Source organism: Amycolatopsis sp. NPDC006125, from assembly GCF_040614195.1.
Taxonomy (GTDB): Bacteria; Actinomycetota; Actinomycetes; order Mycobacteriales; family Pseudonocardiaceae; genus Amycolatopsis_E; species Amycolatopsis_E tucumanensis.
On sequence record NZ_JBEXTZ010000042.1, the window covers coordinates 1 to 16,093 of the forward strand.

Here is a 16,093-nt window from a genome sequence, read left to right on the forward strand (position 1 = left end):
GGCGGCGTCGGTGACGGTGCTGCCGTTGACCGAGACCCCGTTGCGGGAGTAGTAGACCCGGCCGTTGACGACCGCCGGGCCGCTGATGTGGCCGCGTGGGCGTCGACGAAGCCGGGGGCGACGAACGCGCCGTCGAGGTCTTCGACCCGGGCGTCCGGGTGCACTGCGCGGCCGGGGCCGTCCTGGCCGATCCAGACGATGGTGCCGTCCTTGACCGCCATCGCGGTGGCGTCGGGGTTGCTGGGCGAATGGATCCGCCCGCCCAGCAGGAGCGTGGTGCTGTCGTCGGTCACGGTGTCGAGTGTGCACGATGGGTCGCGACGAAAGCTTTTACGTCGTATTGTCACTTTCACCGGAAGTTTTGACGCCGCAGCGCCGACGAGGAGCAGAGATGACTGCGATCCAGGAAGCCTCCCCCGCCGACACCGATGTCGCCGAGCAGCCCTACGCCTACCGCCGCACCGAGCTGGCCGAACCGGACTGGCGCCGGTTCCCCGGGTGGCGGGAGGTGACCGAGGCGCAGTGGCGGGACGCGCAGTGGCAGCGCGTGCACTGCGTTCGCAACGTCAAGCAGCTGCGCGCGGTGCTCGGGGATCTGGTCGAGGAGCGGTTCTACGAGGATCTGGCCGCCGACCAGCGTGAGCTGGCGACGATGTCGATGCTGGTGCCGCCGCAGATGCTGAACACGATGTCGGTGGACTCGACCGAGGCGTTCTACGCCGACCCCATCCGCCGCTACATGCTGCCGGTGCGCAGCGACCGCGACCCGGAGTGGCCCAGCCACCCGCACTCGGCGCGCGACTCCCTGCACGAGGCGGAGATGTGGGTGGTGGAGGGCCTGACCCACCGCTACCCCACCAAGGTGCTGGCCGAACTGCTGTCCACCTGCCCGCAGTACTGCGGCCACTGCACCCGGATGGACCTGGTGGGCAACTCGACCGAGCAGGTGGTCAAGCACAAGCTGGACCTCAAACCGGTGGACCGCCAGGACGCGATGATCGGCTACCTGCGCCGCACGCCGGGCGTGCGGGACGTGGTGGTCTCCGGCGGGGACGTGGCGAACGTGCCGTGGCACCAGCTGGAGTCGTTCCTGATGCGGTTGCTGGACATCGAGACGGTGCGCGACATCCGGCTGGCGACCAAGGCGCTGGCCGGGCTGCCGCAGCACTGGCTGCAGCCCAAGATCGTCGAGGGGCTGGAGCGGGTGGCGGGCACGGCGCGGCGGCGCGGGGTGAACCTGGCGATCCACACGCACGTCAACCACGTCCAGTCGGTGACGCCGCTGGTGGCCGAGGCGGCGCGGACCGCGCTGGAGGTCGGGGTGCGGGACGTGCGCAACCAGGGGGTGCTGATGCGCGGGGTGAACGCGACCCCGGCGGCGCTGCTGGACCTGTGCTTCGCGCTGCAGGGCGAGGCGAACATCCTGCCGTACTACTTCTACCTGTGCGACATGATCCCCAACGCCGAGCACTGGCGGCTGGCGGTGTGGGAAGCGCAGGAGCTGCAGCACGCGATCATGGGCTACCTCCCGGGCTACGCGACGCCCCGCATCGTCTGCGACGTGCCCTACGTCGGGAAGCGGTGGGTGCACCAGGTCGCCGAGTACGACCGGGAGCGCGGCATCTCCTACTGGACGAAGAACTACCGCACCGGAATCGAACACGACGACCCCGAGGCGCTGCGCCGCCGCTACCCGTTCTACGACCCGATCTCCACGCTGCCCGAACAGGGCCGCGCCTGGTGGTCGGCGCGCGGCTGAGCGCTCAGGCCGTGACGATCACCGCGATCGTCACGGCCACCAGCAGCGCCACGTAGGCGACGGCGTGCACGCGGTCCGGGATCCGGCCGGCCACCCGCCGGGTGATCGCGATCGCGGGCAGCGAACCGGCCAGCAGCAGTCCCGCGGCGGCGGCGTCGACGTACCCGGTGGGGCCGTCCGCCGCCATGGTGTAGACCACCGTGGCCACGACCGCGACCGGGGCGCTGAGCGGGTTCGCGATCGCGGTCGCCTCGGTCATCGGCAGGCCGCTGCGCCGCAGCAGGGGCACGGTCAGCACGCTGCCGCCGACGCCGAGCGCGCTGGCGACCACGCCGATCCCGACCCCGCCCGCCGTGCGGGCGACCGGGCCCAGCCCGCCGGGACCGGCGCCGCGGTCGAGGAATCCGCGGCGCAGCAGGCAGTCCGTGATCGTCACCAGCAGGTAGGCGACGAACGCGGCGTGCAGGATGCGTTCCGGCAGCCGGCTGGTGGTCAGCGCGCCGAGCGCCGCGCCGGCCGCGATGAACCCGGCCAGCGGCCACACCCGGTCCCGGCGCAGGCGGCCCGCCCTGGCCTGGGCGAGCGTGGCGGCCAGCGAGTTGACCACCATCACCGCGGCCGAGGTCGCGACGGCGACGTGCATCCGGCCGGTCACGGCGAACACCACGGGCACCGTGAGGAACCCGCCGCCGAAGCCGAACAACACGGTGGTCACGCCGGTGACGCCGCCGAACGCGAGCAGGACGGAGAAGGACACCACGTCCGGCACGCTAGGGCCCGGCCGCGCTGGCGGGCATTCGACGAACCGCCACCGGTCATCGAGAATCCGACACGTGCGCAACGTTCCCCTCGCCGACGTCGACGGCCTCGACTGCGACGTGCTGGCGATCGGCACCGACTACCCGCCGGACCACCTGCTGGAGTTCCACGAGCACCGGCGCGCCCAGTTCCTGCACGGCGCGACCGGGCTGATGGAGGTGGAAACCGCCGACGGCACCTGGACCGTGCCCGCCGACCGCGCGGTCCTCATCCCGCCGCGGACGCGCCACCAGGTCCTGATGCGCGGCGTCAGCACCCGCAGCCTCTACCTCGAACCCGCGACGGTGCCGTGGTTCCCCGTGCGCTGCCGGGTCGTCGCGGTCTCACCGCTGCTGCGTGAACTGCTGCGCGCCGCCGTCGACGTCGAACCGGAGTACCCGCGGCACGGGCGCGACGCCGCGGTGATGGAGCTGATCCGGCACGAGATCCAGGCCCTTACCCCGCTGCCGTTCGACCTGCCGTTGCCGCGCCACCCCCGGCTGCGCGCGCTGTGCCTGGAGTTCCAGCGGCGCCCGGACGTGCACGCGCCGCTGTCCGGGTGGGCTGCCCGCCTGCACCTGTCCGAGCGCACCCTCAACCGGCTCTTCCGCGCCGAGACCGGGCTGACCTACCAGCGCTGGCGCCAGCGCGCCTGCGCCCTGCACGCGATCCGGCTGCTCGCCGGCGGCGCGACCGTCACGGCGGTGGCCTCGTCGCTCGGGTACGACACGCCGGCCGCGTTCACCGTGATGTTCCGCCGCGAGACCGGGTCCGCGCCCAGCGCGTTCCTCACACGTGGCGCAGCGCCTGGTTGAGCAGGTTGCCGCTGCGGTCGAGGCAGTCGTCGCAGATCACGGCGCCCGTCTGGGCGCACCGCATGCGCGGCAGGCTGCGCGTGAAGCCGAGGAAGGTGCGCCGGTCGCTGCGATCGCAGAACTCGCACGGCTCTCCCCCGCGCCGCAGGCGTTCCAGGTCGGTGCCGCCGCGGCTGGTGCGTGGCTGCCCGTCGCGGACGAGGCCGAGCCCGGTTTCCACGCAGCGCGCGCAGATCGGGCCGGCCGGGCCGGGGACGCGGCGCTCACCGGCCGCGGGCGGGGTGTCGCAGAACCTGCACCGCATCGTCCGGTCTTCCCGGTCGGGTGGCACCGGAAACCCGCTCACTCGATGCGGGCGATCAGCGCGCCCTGCACGAGCGCGTCGCCCTCCTTGGCCAGCAGCCGCACGACCCCGGCGGCGGGCGCGGAGAGCTCGACGTCGACCTTGTCCACGGCGACCTCGGCGAGCAGGTCGCCCTCGGCGACGCGCTCGCCGTCCTGCACGAACCAGGTCGCCACCACACCCTCGGCGTCCGGGTCCTTCTCCGACAGCAGCGGGAACAGCACTTCGGTCACGTCGCGACCACCTCCGGTGTGGGCAGCACCGGCCGTTCGCACCTCCGCGCTGCCCGGAAACGTCCAGGATGTGACGGCCCGCCCGGTTCTGGCAAGCGCGTACGTTGGGCTTGAACAGCAATCACCAACGGAGGTGAGCGATGCGCACGAGACGTCGGGCACGCTGGGTTCGGATCGAGGCGTGGCACATCCCGGTCCGGCTGGTGACCGGGGCCTTCGTCCTGAACTCGGGCGTGGCCAAGCAGAAGGCCGACGAGACGACGACCGCGCAGCTGCACGGCTTCGCCGCGGGGACGTACCCGCCGGTGAAGCGGGTGCCGCCGCGGAAGTTCGTCCAGGCGCTGTCGGCCGGTGAAATCGCGCTGGGCGCGATGCTGCTGATCCCCGCGGTGCCGCCGCTGGTGGCCGGGGCCGGTCTCACCGCGTTCTCGGCCGGGCTGCTCGGCCTGTACGCGCGCACGCCGGGCCTGCGGCAGGAGAGGTCGATCCAGCCCACCGAGCAGGGCGTCGCGATCGCCAAGGACGTGTGGATGCTCGGCATCGGCGCGTCGCTGGTGCTCGACCACTTCCTGGGGTCACACCGCCGCGAGCGCGCGTAGCGCGGCGCCGAGGTCGCCGGCGGACTCCAGGTGCCGGGCCGCGGACTCGGCCATCGACTTCCGCAGTTCCGGGGTGCCGAGCATCCGCCGGACCGCCGCCGCGAGTTCGCCGTCGGCCTCGCACACGACCGCCAGCCCGGCCTCGGCCATGAGACGGGCGTTGGCGCGGCCGTGCGCGGCGATCGGGCGGTGCATCAGCACGGGACGGCCGCAGGCCAGCGCTTCCAGCCCGGTGGCGCCGCCGGCATTGGTGACCACCACGTCCGCGGCCACGATCCAGGCGGCCATGTCGTCGGTCCAGCCGAGCACGCGCAGCCGCGGGTCGGTGAGCCGGCGCAGTGATCGCGCCAGGCGCTCGTTGCGGCCGCACACCACGACGGGCACCACCGACGGGTCGGCCGCCAGCAGTTCGCGGGCGGCGGACTCGACCTGGCCGAAGCCGAGCGAACCGCAGGACACCAGCGCCACGAACGCGTCCGGCGGCAACCCCAGCCGCCGGCGCGCGGCGGCGCGGTCGCCGGGCCGGAACTCGCCGCGCACCGGCGGGGCGGACACCGCGACTGGCGCGTCCGGCACACACCGCACGGCGGGCGGGATCGCCACCGGGTGCATGACGAGGTTGCGGTCGATGCGCCCGTACACCCAGAACGGGTGCGGCGCGAAGTCGGAGATCCACGCCCCCACCGGGGCGCGCAGCCTGCCGCGGCGGCGCAGCCACTCCAGCCCCGCGGTGCCCAGCGGGTAGGTGGACAGCACCAGGTCCGGGTCCCCGATGACCCGCGCCAGGCGGCGGCCGCACCAGGCGCCGGTGAAGCGCTTGCAGGCGGCGGCGAACCAGCGGGAGCGCCACAGCGCCGCGTAGAAGAACTCGTACAGCCACGGCGTGCGGCGCACGTTGGTCACGTAGATCTGCCGGAACAGCGGCCCCACCCAGGCGCCCATCACGTCGAGCGCGTCGAGCCAGCGGACCTCCGCGCCGGGCCACAGCCGGTGCACCGCCTCGGCGAGCGCGCGGCCGGTCGCGTTGTGCCCTTCGCCCATCGTCGCGGACACCACGAGCACCTGTTTCACCGGACCTCCCATGGAGTCAGGCGCGCCGCCCTGGCGGACAGCACGACGATGCCGGCGATCACGACGAGACCGGCCAGGCCCGCGCCGGCGAGCGCGGCCGGGTCGGCGGTCACGGTTTCGCCGAGCCACCACACGCCGATGGCAACGCCGACGAGCGGGTCCAGCGCGGTGATCACGGCCAGCGCCGGGGTGAGGAACTCGCCGCGCTGGAAGGTGTTCTGGCTGAGCAGGAACCCCAGCGGCCCGGTCACGCACACCACGTACAGCACCGGGTGGGTGAACGGCGCGGCGAGGCTGTCCCGCGCCTGCCCGGCGACGACCTTCATCAGCCCGGCGGTGACGCCGTAGAGCACGCCGGTGGCGACAGCGAGCCCGAGAACCCGCAGCGCGCCCGGCGCCAGCACCGACACCGCAAGCCCCAGCACCGTCAGCGCCGCCAGCGTCAGCGCCAGCACCACCGGCGCCGGGCCGCGGACGAACGTCGTGCCTTCCTCGCCGGGACGCGCCAGCAGCATCACCGCGGCCAGCCCCACCACGCACATCAGCGAGCCCGCGCCGAGCACGGCGTCGGGGCGGCGGTGGGCGAGCCGGTCGGCGAAGAACCCGGCGAAGATCAGCGACGTCACCAGCAGGGGTTGCACCACCAGCAGCGGCGCGAAGGCCAGCGCGACCAGTTGCAGCACCAGCCCGGCGACCGTCGCGGCCATCCCGGCCAGCCACAGCGGACGACGCGCGAGACGGGACAACAGCGCCGGGTCGAGGGTGCGGGCGGTCTCGACCTGTTTGGTGGCGCGCGCCTGCGCCGCACTGGCCAGGCCCATCAGGGCGGCCCCGGCGACCGCGGCGGGCACGGCCACCGCCCAAGCGCTCGGTCCCGTCGGCACCTCGCCCCCTCGGTGTTCGCCTCCGACGGTAGCGGCGGGAACGATCACCGGGGGCCGGGTTCACAAGGGCTTCGGCAGGTCTTCTCTAAACTGCCACCGGTGCGACGGTTTCGGTGGTGGATCGGCGGGGGCGTTCTGCTCTTCGTCCTGGTGCTGGTGGGGATCTTCGTGTTCACGGGGCCGAGCACGCCACCCGGGCCGATCGACCGCCCGGGCCCGCCCGGCACCGGTCCGCTGACGATCGTGTCCATGGGCGACAGCACTCTCTCCGGCGAGGGCGCGGGCAACTACACCGCCGACACCAACGGCGCCAACGGGGACTGGTGCCACCGCTCCCCCAACGCGACGGTGGAGAAGACGGACGTGCCCGGGATCGTGAAGAAGGTGAACCTGGCCTGCTCCGGCGCGCCGGCCGCGCAGGTCGGGCTGGGCGACACCAGGCAGTGGACCGAGCCGTCCCAGGCCGGGCAGCTGGCGGAGCTGGTGAAGACCCACCGGGTCGCGGCGGTCGTGGTCGCGGTGGGCGCCAACGACGACCCGCGCTTCTCGCAGCTGATCTCGCAGTGCTTCCAGGCGTGGTTCATCTCCGGCAACGCGCCCTGCCGCACCGCGATCGCGCCGACCTGGCAGCAGCGGATCGACGCGATGGTGCCGAAAGTGGTGAACGCGCTCGGCGACATCAAGACGGTGCTCGCCCGCGCCGGGTACCAGCCGGAGGACTACCAGCTGGTGCTCCAGTCCTACGCGGCGCCGATCGGGCCGGGGATCCCTGCGAACCTGCAGAACCTCAACGGGTGCCCGTTCCGCACCGAGGACCTGCAGTGGGTGGTCAACGAGGGCGTGCCGGTGCTGTCCCGCGGACTCGCCTCGGCGGCGGCGCAGGCCGGGGCGCGGTTCCTGGACCTGTCCCGCGCCGGGCTGGGGCACGAGGCGTGCAGCGGCGGGGCCGACCCGTCGACGGAGTGGTTCAGCCGGCTGACGCTGCAGCTCAACGACCTCGCCGACGCCGACCGCGCCAGCCATGCCATCCAGGAATCGTTCCACCCCAACGCCAACGGGCACGCCCAGTTCGGCCGGTGCCTGACCGAGTTCCTGGCGACGTCCGGCCCGGCGGCCGCATGCCTGAAGGGCCAGGATGGCAACCTCCACCCGGCGGCCACGGTGACCGCCGGGTAGTGCTTTTGATCCAAAGATCAAGTGATGGTCGTCGCCGGACGGGCAGGCTCCAGGATGACCAAGAAGTGCCTCGTCGTGCATGGACGAGGGGGCGCCGGGTGGTCATCCCGCCGCGTCTCAGTTCGTGCGTATCACGCTGAGCCAGACCCACAAGATTGCATCGGCGGCCTGGGCGCGGGCCTGGCTCAAGATGATCGTTGCGGCGTCAGGCCACGGATGACAGCCCATCTCGGCTGTGTTCCGGGCACGGCGCTGCGCGCCCGCTCGGCGATCCAGGCCCTACAAGTCCAGCGCCGCGCGCAGGGCGATGTCCACCTGCTCCTGCGTCTGCTGGTCGATCTCGGCGATCCGCTCCACCAGCCACCCGCGGTAGAGGCGGGTCAGGAACAGCGTGGAGATCCAGAACCGGCTGTCCAGCGCGACACCGAGGATGTCCTGCGGGTCCTCCTCCAGCAGTTCGGTGCCGATGAGCCAGGGGCGTTCCGACTCGTTGACGCCGTCGGAGGACAGCAGCAGCACCGTGCGTTCCCGGGACGGCTGGGTGGGCGGCTTGTACGCCCAGATCTCGCCTTTACGCACCCAGGTCCTTTTCCGCCGCGGCCAGTTCCGCCTCGTCGGCCGCGGCCAGCGCCTCCGCGTCGTGCCGGCCCGGGGCGCGGTAGCCGGTGCGGACGGCCTCGCGCCGGGCGGCGCGCGACAGCCACGCCGACAACGAGATCCCGTGCGCCTTCGCGGCGCGCTCGGCGTACTCGATCGCCGCCGTGTCGAGCGAGAGCGTGACCTTACGAGTTGCCATACCTTTTATCGTACCCTTCGCCCGGCGTTTGTCACACCGTCGGCGGGCGGCCCTCGAACGGCGTGGACAGCACCACCGTCGTCCGCGTCGACACCTTCGCCGCCTCCCGGATCCGCCGCAGCAGGTCCTCCAGGTCCCGCGGCGACGCCACGCGCACCAGCAGGATGTAGGACTCGTCGCCGGCGACCGAGTAACACGACTCGATCTCCCGGATGTGCTCGATCCGCTGCGGGTAGTCGTCCGGCGCGGCCGGATCGTTGGGGGTCAGCGAGATCAGCGCGGTCAGCGGCAGCCCGATCTGCTCGCTGTCCAGCCGCGCCACGTACCCCTGGATCACGCCGCGCTGCTCCAGCCGCCGAACGCGCTGGTGCACCGCCGACACCGACAGCCCCACCCGCTCGGCCAGGTCGGTGAAGGAGCAGCGGCCGTCGCCGGCCAGCTCCCGCGCGATCGCCTGGTCCAGCGGCTCCAGCGGCCCGCTCACGAGTCGAGCACGACGAGCTCGTGCGGGCGCTGGTTGAGTGCTTCGACCCCGTCGGCGGTGACCACGACGATGTCCTCGATGCGGGCGCCCCACCGGCCGGGCTGGTAGATGCCCGGCTCGACGCTGAACGCCATCCCCGGCTCCAGGGCCAGGTCGTTGCCCGCCACGATGTAGGGCTCCTCGTGCACGTCGAGCCCGATGCCGTGCCCGGTGCGGTGGATGAAGAACTCCCCGTACCCGGCGTCGGCGATGATCTCGCGCGCCGCGGCGTCGACCGACTGGGCGGAGACGCCCGGCCGCACCGCTTCGACCGCCGCCTGCTGCGCGCGCTGCAGCACCGCGTAGGTCTCGGCCACGTCGGCGTCGCGCGGCTCGCCCACGGCGTAGGTGCGGGTGGAGTCGGAGTTGTAGCCCTCGGGGATCGGGCCGCCGATGTCGACCACCACCACGTCACCGCGCTCGATGACGCGGCCGGACACGTCGTGGTGCGGGCTGGCGCCGTTGGGGCCGGAGCCGACGATCACGAAGTCGGCGTGCAGGTGGCCCTCCTCGACGATCGCGGCGGCGATGTCGGCGCCCACCTCGGCCTCGGTGCGGCCGGGCCGCAGCCACTCGGCGATGCGGGCGTGCACCCGGTCGATCGCGGCGCCGGCGCGGCGCAGCGCGTCGATCTCGGCGGCGTCCTTGCGCATCCGCAGCTCGCGGATCACCGGGCCGGCCAGCGTCTGCTCGGCGGAGCCGAGCGCGGCGCGGAACGCGAGCACGTGCAGCGCGATCAGCCCGTCGCTGACCGCGACGCGGCCGGGCTTGCCGAGCCGGTCGGCGACCATGCGGTAGGGGTCCTCGCCGTCGACCCAGGTGACCACCTCGACACCCAGCTCGCCGGTGGGTACCGCCGCGTAGCCGGGGGCCTCCAGCTTCGGCACGACCAGCGCCGGGGTGCCCTCGGCCGGCACCACGAGGGTCGTCAGCCGCTCGAAGGAGCCACCGGCCTCGCCGAGCAGGTACCGCAGGTCCGAGCCCGGCGCGATGAGCAGGGCGTCGGCGCCGGCGTCGGCGGTGGCCGCGCGGGCCCGCTCCAGGCGGGCGCGCAGGGTTTCCGGGGCGGGTGCTGGGATCGCGGTTGAGCGGGACGACATGCCACGCAGCGTATCTGGCTCCGGCCGGGACCGCGTCTGGCAGGCTGTGGTCCGTGACACTTGCCCTGCTGGATTCCGCGAGCCTGTACTTCCGCTCGTTCCACGCGCTGCCCGAGTCGATGACCGCGCCGGACGGGACGCCGGTCAACGCGGTGCGCGGGTTCACCGACACGCTGGCCCGGATCGTCACCGACCGGCGCCCGACGCGGCTCGTCGCGTGCCTGGACGCGGACTGGCGCCCGAAGTTCCGCACCGATCTGCTGCCCAGCTACAAGGCGCACCGCGTGGCCGACGCCGACGCGAACGCGGAGGAGGTGCCGGACACGCTCACCCCGCAGGTGCCGATCATCCTGGAGGTGCTGCAGGCGTTCGGGTTCGCCACCGCCGAGGCCGACGGGTACGAGGCCGACGACGTGATCGGCGCCCTGACCGCGCGGGAGAAGACCGACCCGGTGGAGGTGATCACCGGCGACCGGGACCTGTTCCAGCTGGTGCGCACCGAGCCGACCCCGGCGTCGGTGGTCTACGTGGGCAAGGGCTGGGCCAAGGCCGAGGTGCTCGGCCCGCCCGAGATCGCCGAGCGCTACGGCGTGCCGGTGGACGGCGCCGGGCAGGCGTACGCGGACATGGCCGTGCTGCGCGGTGACCCGTCCGACGGGCTGCCGGGGGTGGCCGGGATCGGCGAGAAGACCGCGGCGAAGCTGATCACCCAGTTCGGCTCGCTCGACGGGCTGATCGCCGCGGCCGCCGCGGGCAGCGCGGACGTGCCGCCGAAGACGCGGCAGCGGCTCGCCGAGGCCGAGGAGTACCTGCGGGCGGCGCCCACGGTGGTCCAGGTCGCCGCCGACGCGCCGGTGTCGCTGTCCGGCTCCGACGCGGTGCCCGCCTCGCCCGCGGACCCGGACCGGGTGCTGGAGCTGGCCGAGCGTTGGAACCTGGGCAGCTCGGCGACCCGCCTGGTCAAGGCGCTCACCGCGAACGCCCGCTGACCCGGCCGCGTGCCGGGCCGGTCAACCCCCGGAGAGGGCCGCGATCTCCGAGCCGGCTGGGAAACTCACGCGCACCCGTGCAGGATCCGCGCTCGTCCCGCGCCCGCGGCTCGCGCCGGTGGGCGCGTGACGAGCGCCCGCGAAGGTGGCACCCGAGTGCAGCGGCGGTCCGCGACCGAGCGCGGCGGCCGCGGCGGTCAGCCGCCGGAGACGGCGGCCGCCCGGTGGGACTGGATCGTCTTCCGCAGCGCCTTCACCACCGGCTCCACGGGCCGGCCCAGCTCGGCCAGCCGGCCCTTGTACTGGCGCCGTTCGGAGCGGGTGAAGACCGTGCGCAGTTCGGCGGTGCCGGCCAGGGCGCAGAGCGCGCCGAGGCGCGGGTCCACCCGGTACGCGGGCTGCCCGCCGCGCACGGCGCGCCGCACCTCCTCCGCCAGCCGCTTGGTCTCGTGCGGCCGGCGCGGCGTCACCCGGTGCACCGGGAACAGGCCGAGCACGCGCCGTGAGTCGACCTTGATCACCTGTTCGGCGGCCAGGTGCTCACGCACCAGGGGCACGATTCGGCTGGCGCGGCGGGACACCCACCGCCGCCACGACCGGGGCGTGCTGTGGGTGATCTCCAGCAGGACCAGGTCGAGCACCGGGTCCAGGCCGGGCGCCGGCGCGGCCGGCGCCGCCTTGCCGCCGTCGTCGACGAGGAAACCGCCGAGCACCAGGTCGGCCAGCGCCGCGGCCCGCAGGGCGTAGCCCAGTTCGGACCGCGACGTCAGGCGGTTCTTGTCCGTGTCGTAGGCCAGCAGGAAGAGCCGCGCGGCCAGCGAGTCAGGCTTGTCCATCCTCGTCCCCCTTCTTCGGGCGTCCCCGCGGGCGCATGCGCCCCACCTCGCGGGGCAGCCGCCCGGCGTCCGCGAGTGCCTTGCGCAGCAGGAACTCGATCTGCGCGTTGGTGCTGCGCAGCTCGTCGGCCGCCCAGCGCGCCAGCGCGTCGTGCACGGCCGGGTCGAGCCGCAGCAGGATCTTCTTCCGTTCGGCCGGCATCTACTGGTACAGCGTCCCGGTGTTGACGACCGGCTGCGCGTCGCGGTCGCCGACGAGCACCACGAGCAGGTTGCTCACCATCGTGGCCTTGCGTTCCTCGTCGAGCTCGACGACGTCGTGCCGGGCGAGCCGGTCCAGCGCCATCTCCACCATGCCGACCGCGCCTTCCACGATGCGCTGACGCGCGGCCACCACGGCACCGGCCTGCTGGCGCCGCAGCATCGCCTGCGCGATCTCCGGGGCGTAGGCGAGGTGGGTGATGCGGGATTCGATGATCTTAACGCCGGCCGAGGCGACGCGCGTGGCGATCTCCGCGGACAGCTTTTCGGTGATCTCGTCGCCGTTGTCCCGCAACGACAAGCGCGCCGTGTCGGCGTTGTCGTAGGGGTAGGCGTTGGCGATGTGCCGGACGGCGGTCTCGCTCTGGATGGCGACGAACTCGACGAAGTCGTCGACCTCGAACACGGCCTGCGCGGTGTCGGCGACCTGCCACACCACGACCGCGGCGATCTCGATCGGGTTGCCGTCGGCCTCGTTGACCTTCGCCACCCCGGTCTCGTGGTTGCGGATGCGCGTGGAGACCTTGCGCCGCTGGGTGAAGGGGTTGACCCACTGCAGCCCGGCGGTGCGCAGCGTCCCCACGTAGCGGCCGAGCAGCTGCACCACCCGCGCCTCGCCCGGCGCGACCGGGGTCAGCCCGCCGAGGAGCACGAGCCCGGCGAGCACGGCGACCGCGCCCGCGACGAGCATCCCGGCCGAGCCGTCGCTGGTGGCCAGCAGCACGACCCCGCCCGCCACCAGCACTACCGCGACGCCCAGCATCACGAAGCCGTTGACCGCGCGCACCAGGCGTTCCCGCGTCTGCGGCGCCGGCATGTCCACGACGGTTTCCATTGACCGCTCCCCTCAGTTCCTTGCCCCGATGGCTTCAATGTAGCATAGTGATATCACTTTTCCACTGGGATGCGGAATGGGGGACGACGTGGCGGACAGGCAACTGGAGATCGACGGCCTGACGAAGCGGTACGGCGAACGGCTGGCGTTGTCGGACATGACGTTCGACGTGCGCGCCGGTGAGCTGTTCGGGTTCGTGGGCAGCAACGGCGCGGGCAAGACCACGACGATGCGGATCGTGCTGGGGGTATTGGCGGCCGACGACGGGCAGGTGTGCTGGGACGGCGCGCCGGTGACGCTGGAGACCCGGCGGCACATCGGCTACATGCCCGAGGAGCGCGGGCTGTACCCGAAGATGAAGGTCGGCGAGCAGCTGATCTACCTCGCGCGGCTGCACGGCATGCCGGCCGCGGAGGCGCGCCGGTCCGTGGAGACCTGGACCGAGCGGCTCGGGGTCGCCGCCCGCCGCGACGACGAGGTGCAGAAGCTGAGCCTGGGCAACCAGCAGCGGGTGCAGCTGGCCGCGGCGCTGGTGCACGACCCGGCGATCCTGGTGCTCGACGAGCCGTTCTCCGGGCTGGACCCGGTCGCGGTCGACGTGATGAGCCAGGTGCTGCGCGAGAAGGCCGCCGAGGGCGTGCCGGTGGTGTTCTCCAGCCACCAGCTGGACCTGGTCGAGCGGTTGTGCGACCGGATCGGGATCGTGCGGGACGGGCGGATGGTCGCCTGCGGCACGGTCGGCGAACTGCAGGCGGGCTCGACGGTGCGGCTGCTGGTGGAGGCGCCGGCCGCGGCGCCCGGCTGGGCCGACGGGCTGCCCGGGGTGTCGGTGATCCGGCACGAGGACGGCCGCACCGAGCTGGAACTGGCCGACGGCGCCGACGACCAGGCCGTGCTGCGCGCAGCGCTGGCGAGCGGGCCGGTGCACGAGTTCGCGCGGCGGCGGCAGTCGCTGACCGAACTGTTCCGGCACGTCGTCACGACCGAGGAGGTGGCGGCGTGAACCGGGACGGCTGGACGGGCGTTTCGCTCGTCGCGTCACGTGAGATCGGCATCCGGTTGCGGTCCAAGGCCTACCGGCTGAGCACGCTGGCGCTGCTGGTGGTCATCGTCGGGTTCGCCGTCGTGATGAAGCTGATCGGCGGCGGCACCGGCGCGGACGCCACGGTCGGCGTCACCGGGCCGACGTCGGCGCTGGCCGCGCCGCTGCAGGCCGCCGGGCAGGCGGTCGGCGAGACCGTCGAGGTGCGCACGCTGCCCGACGAGGCCGCGGGACGCACCCAGGTGAGCGACGGCGACCTGGACGCCCTGCTGGTCGGCGACGGCTCGCGGGTACGGGTCGTGGTGAAGAAGGACCTCGACGAGAACCTGCGCACCGCGCTCAACGTGCTGGCCGGGCAGCTCGCCCTCAACCAGCAGATCACCGCGCTCGGCGGCGATCCGGCGCAGGTCAACGCGGCGGTGTCCGGCGCTGGGGTCGAGGTCTCGCCGATGGAGCAGCCCTACCCCTACAACGGCCAGCAGCTCGTGCTCGGGATCGTCGCCGGCATCCTGATCTACATGTCACTGCTGCTCAACGGCCAGTCGGTGGCGCAGGGCGTGGTCGAAGAGAAGACCAGCCGCGTGGTCGAGCTGCTGCTGGCGACGGTGCGGCCGTGGCAGCTGATGGCCGGGAAGGTGCTGGGCATCGGCGCGGTCGGGCTGATCCAGATGGTCCTGATCGGAGTGGTCGGGATCGTCGCGGGACTGGCCACCGACGTGCTGACGATCTCGGTGTCGGCCGCGGCGGGCACCGTGGTGTGGCTGATCGTGTGGTACCTGCTGGGGTTCCTGATGTACTCGATCGTGTTCGCCGGGCTGGGCGCGCTGGTGTCGCGGCAGGAGGACGTGGGCGGCGCGGTCACGCCGGCGCTGTTCTTCGTCATCGCCGGGTACGTGGTGGGCATTTCGGTGCTGCCCTCGAACCCGGGCAGCGGGCTGGTGGCGTTGCTGTCGGTGATCCCGGTGTTCGCGCCGACGCTGATGCCGATGCGCCTGGCGATGGGCGGGGTGGCGCCGTGGGAGGCGATCCTGTCGGTCGCCCTGGTCGTGGCGCTGATCCCGGTGCTGGTGTGGCTGTCGGCGCGGATCTACCGCAACGCCGTGCTGCGCACCGGCGCGAAGGTCGGCTTCCGCGAGGCGCTGCGCGCGGCGTAGGAGCGCAAGAACGGAGAAGACCGGCGGGCCGGCGGGTTCTAGGGTCGGACGTGAGCCGGCCCCGCCTGGGGGCGGGGCCGGCGTTCCAGTCGTCAGGCGCCGGCGCCGCCGTCAACCGGCACGATCGCGCCGGTCACCATCGAGGCGCGGTCGCTGAGCAGCCACGCGGCCACCTCGGCGACCTCGCGTGGCTCGGCCATCCGCCCGAGCGGGATGGACGCCGTGGCCCGTTCGATGATGCCCGGGGTGGCCTCCTCCCACGTCTGCATCATCTGCGTGACCGTGCCGGCGGGGGTGATGCCGTTGACCCGGATGCCGTCGCGGGCCCAGGTCACGGCCGCGGTCTCGGTGATGCTGTTGAGGGCGCGTTTCATGGCGCCGTAGGCGGGCAGGGCGGGGTTGGCGCGGCGGCTGCCGATGCTGGAGGTGTTGACGATCGCCCCGCCGCCGTTGCCGCGCATCAGCTCGGCCTGGGCGGTCATGGCGGTCCAGTGCGCGCGGAAGTTCACCGCGAACTGCTCGTCGATGTCCTCGTCGCTGGTGGTGTCGAGCGGGCCGGGACGGCGCTGGATGGCGGCGCCGTTGTTGAACGCGCCGTCCAGCCGTCCGTGCAGCTCGCCGGCGCGGGCGACGGCGGTCCGGATGCCCGCGCGGTCGGCGAGGTCCAGTGGCACGGCGTCGGCGGTGCCGCCGCCGGCGCGGATTTCGCCGACGATGCGGTCCAGCGCGTCGGCGCCGCGGGCGGCGAGCACGACGGCGGCGCCTTCGCGGGCGAACAGCCTGGCCGCGGCCTCGCCGATCCCGCGGCTGGCGCCGGTGATGAACACGACCTTGCCGGTGAGCAGGCCGATGGGTGCGATGTCGGTCGTCATGAGCGCA

The 16,093-nt window shown here is 73.2% G+C and carries 20 protein-coding genes and 1 pseudogene; 7 read left to right on the forward strand and 14 right to left on the reverse strand.

The genetic code is table 11. The features are described 5' to 3' along the window. Positions 1 to 293: pseudogene (locus ABZ193_RS21870) on the reverse strand (amidohydrolase); the annotation flags it as partial. A gap of 98 nt (positions 294 to 391) precedes the next feature. Here ABZ193_RS21870 and ABZ193_RS21875 point away from each other — a divergent pair. Then, the gene (locus ABZ193_RS21875; RefSeq protein ID WP_354711260.1) at positions 392 to 1,759 is read left to right on the forward strand and encodes a lysine 2,3-aminomutase; all 1,368 of its coding nucleotides are present in this window, start codon (positions 392 to 394) and stop codon (positions 1,757 to 1,759) included. Positions 1,760 to 1,763: 4 nt separating this feature from the next. Here ABZ193_RS21875 and ABZ193_RS21880 read toward each other — a convergent pair whose 3' ends face one another. Then, complete coding sequence (locus tag ABZ193_RS21880) at positions 1,764 to 2,528, reverse strand: sulfite exporter TauE/SafE family protein (RefSeq protein ID WP_354711261.1); 765 nt, start codon at positions 2,526 to 2,528, stop codon at positions 1,764 to 1,766. Between the two features lie 64 nt (positions 2,529 to 2,592). On the opposite strand from ABZ193_RS21880, the gene ABZ193_RS21885 reads away from it, so the two are divergent. Then, entirely contained in the window at positions 2,593 to 3,372 is a 780-nt protein-coding gene (locus ABZ193_RS21885; protein WP_354711263.1) for a helix-turn-helix transcriptional regulator, read from the forward strand. On the opposite strand, the gene ABZ193_RS21890 is transcribed toward ABZ193_RS21885, so the two are convergent. Then, the gene (locus ABZ193_RS21890) at positions 3,347 to 3,676 is read right to left on the reverse strand and encodes a hypothetical protein (protein WP_051123517.1); all 330 of its coding nucleotides are present in this window, start codon (positions 3,674 to 3,676) and stop codon (positions 3,347 to 3,349) included. The genes ABZ193_RS21885 and ABZ193_RS21890 overlap by 26 nt on opposite strands. 38 nt (positions 3,677 to 3,714) lie before the next feature. Continuing rightward, entirely contained in the window at positions 3,715 to 3,948 is a 234-nt protein-coding gene (locus ABZ193_RS21895) for a lipoyl domain-containing protein (RefSeq protein ID WP_354711264.1), read from the reverse strand. A gap of 140 nt (positions 3,949 to 4,088) precedes the next feature. Between ABZ193_RS21895 and ABZ193_RS21900 the strand changes: the two genes are divergently transcribed. Then, complete coding sequence (locus tag ABZ193_RS21900) at positions 4,089 to 4,547, forward strand: hypothetical protein (protein ID WP_354711266.1); 459 nt, start codon at positions 4,089 to 4,091, stop codon at positions 4,545 to 4,547. Here the strand turns inward: ABZ193_RS21900 and ABZ193_RS21905 are convergent. Continuing rightward, positions 4,524 to 5,618 carry a glycosyltransferase gene (locus ABZ193_RS21905; RefSeq protein ID WP_354711267.1) on the reverse strand — a complete coding sequence of 365 codons (1,095 nt, stop codon included), beginning with the start codon at positions 5,616 to 5,618 and terminating at the stop codon, positions 4,524 to 4,526. The genes ABZ193_RS21900 and ABZ193_RS21905 overlap by 24 nt on opposite strands. Next, positions 5,615 to 6,502, reverse strand: a complete 888-nt coding sequence (locus ABZ193_RS21910) for a DMT family transporter (RefSeq protein WP_354711268.1) — start codon at positions 6,500 to 6,502, stop codon at positions 5,615 to 5,617. The genes ABZ193_RS21905 and ABZ193_RS21910 overlap by 4 nt, the downstream gene beginning before the upstream one ends. Before the next feature lie 99 nt (positions 6,503 to 6,601). On the opposite strand from ABZ193_RS21910, the gene ABZ193_RS21915 reads away from it, so the two are divergent. Further along, the gene (locus tag ABZ193_RS21915) at positions 6,602 to 7,678 is read left to right on the forward strand and encodes a GDSL-type esterase/lipase family protein (RefSeq protein ID WP_237334918.1); all 1,077 of its coding nucleotides are present in this window, start codon (positions 6,602 to 6,604) and stop codon (positions 7,676 to 7,678) included. A 279-nt stretch (positions 7,679 to 7,957) separates the two neighbouring features. Here the strand turns inward: ABZ193_RS21915 and ABZ193_RS21920 are convergent, their stop codons facing one another. The 4 genes from ABZ193_RS21920 to ABZ193_RS21935 are packed head-to-tail and all read right to left on the reverse strand — an operon-like array spanning position 7,958 to position 10,097. Then, positions 7,958 to 8,257 carry a hypothetical protein gene (locus tag ABZ193_RS21920; protein WP_020417852.1) on the reverse strand — a complete coding sequence of 100 codons (300 nt, stop codon included), beginning with the start codon at positions 8,255 to 8,257 and terminating at the stop codon, positions 7,958 to 7,960. Continuing rightward, complete coding sequence (locus tag ABZ193_RS21925; RefSeq protein WP_020417851.1) at positions 8,250 to 8,474, reverse strand: hypothetical protein; 225 nt, start codon at positions 8,472 to 8,474, stop codon at positions 8,250 to 8,252. Before ABZ193_RS21925 ends, ABZ193_RS21920 begins: the two co-directional genes overlap by 8 nt. Before the next feature lie 31 nt (positions 8,475 to 8,505). Continuing rightward, positions 8,506 to 8,958, reverse strand: a complete 453-nt coding sequence (locus ABZ193_RS21930; protein ID WP_017982434.1) for an Lrp/AsnC family transcriptional regulator — start codon at positions 8,956 to 8,958, stop codon at positions 8,506 to 8,508. Continuing rightward, positions 8,955 to 10,097, reverse strand: coding sequence for a Xaa-Pro peptidase family protein (locus ABZ193_RS21935; RefSeq protein ID WP_020417850.1), 1,143 nt, complete (start codon positions 10,095 to 10,097; stop codon positions 8,955 to 8,957). The genes ABZ193_RS21930 and ABZ193_RS21935 overlap by 4 nt, the downstream gene beginning before the upstream one ends. A 53-nt stretch (positions 10,098 to 10,150) precedes the next feature. On the opposite strand from ABZ193_RS21935, the gene ABZ193_RS21940 reads away from it, so the two are divergent. Then, positions 10,151 to 11,086: a 5'-3' exonuclease gene (locus ABZ193_RS21940; RefSeq protein ID WP_020417849.1), complete on the forward strand. Its 936-nt coding sequence runs from the start codon at positions 10,151 to 10,153 to the stop codon at positions 11,084 to 11,086. 197 nt (positions 11,087 to 11,283) lie between these two features. Here ABZ193_RS21940 and ABZ193_RS21945 read toward each other — a convergent pair whose 3' ends face one another. The 3 genes from ABZ193_RS21945 to ABZ193_RS21955 are packed head-to-tail and all read right to left on the reverse strand — an operon-like array spanning position 11,284 to position 13,018. Then, positions 11,284 to 11,922 (reverse strand): GPP34 family phosphoprotein, encoded by a 639-nt coding sequence (locus tag ABZ193_RS21945; RefSeq protein ID WP_354711269.1) that lies wholly within the window; start codon positions 11,920 to 11,922, stop codon positions 11,284 to 11,286. Then, complete coding sequence (locus tag ABZ193_RS21950; RefSeq protein ID WP_020417847.1) at positions 11,909 to 12,124, reverse strand: hypothetical protein; 216 nt, start codon at positions 12,122 to 12,124, stop codon at positions 11,909 to 11,911. Before ABZ193_RS21950 ends, ABZ193_RS21945 begins: the two co-directional genes overlap by 14 nt. Continuing rightward, positions 12,125 to 13,018 (reverse strand): SPFH domain-containing protein, encoded by an 894-nt coding sequence (locus tag ABZ193_RS21955; RefSeq protein ID WP_020417846.1) that lies wholly within the window; start codon positions 13,016 to 13,018, stop codon positions 12,125 to 12,127. Positions 13,019 to 13,094: 76 nt separating this feature from the next. Here ABZ193_RS21955 and ABZ193_RS21960 point away from each other — a divergent pair, with 76 nt between their 5' ends. Both ABZ193_RS21960 and ABZ193_RS21965 read left to right on the forward strand, forming a co-directional pair. Continuing rightward, complete coding sequence (locus tag ABZ193_RS21960; protein WP_354711270.1) at positions 13,095 to 14,021, forward strand: ATP-binding cassette domain-containing protein; 927 nt, start codon at positions 13,095 to 13,097, stop codon at positions 14,019 to 14,021. After that, entirely contained in the window at positions 14,018 to 15,214 is a 1,197-nt protein-coding gene (locus ABZ193_RS21965; protein WP_020417844.1) for an ABC transporter permease, read from the forward strand. The genes ABZ193_RS21960 and ABZ193_RS21965 overlap by 4 nt, the downstream gene beginning before the upstream one ends. A gap of 92 nt (positions 15,215 to 15,306) precedes the next feature. Here ABZ193_RS21965 and ABZ193_RS21970 read toward each other — a convergent pair whose 3' ends face one another. Next, positions 15,307 to 16,086 (reverse strand): SDR family oxidoreductase, encoded by a 780-nt coding sequence (locus ABZ193_RS21970; RefSeq protein WP_354711271.1) that lies wholly within the window; start codon positions 16,084 to 16,086, stop codon positions 15,307 to 15,309. Between the last annotated feature and the right edge of the window lie 7 nt (positions 16,087 to 16,093).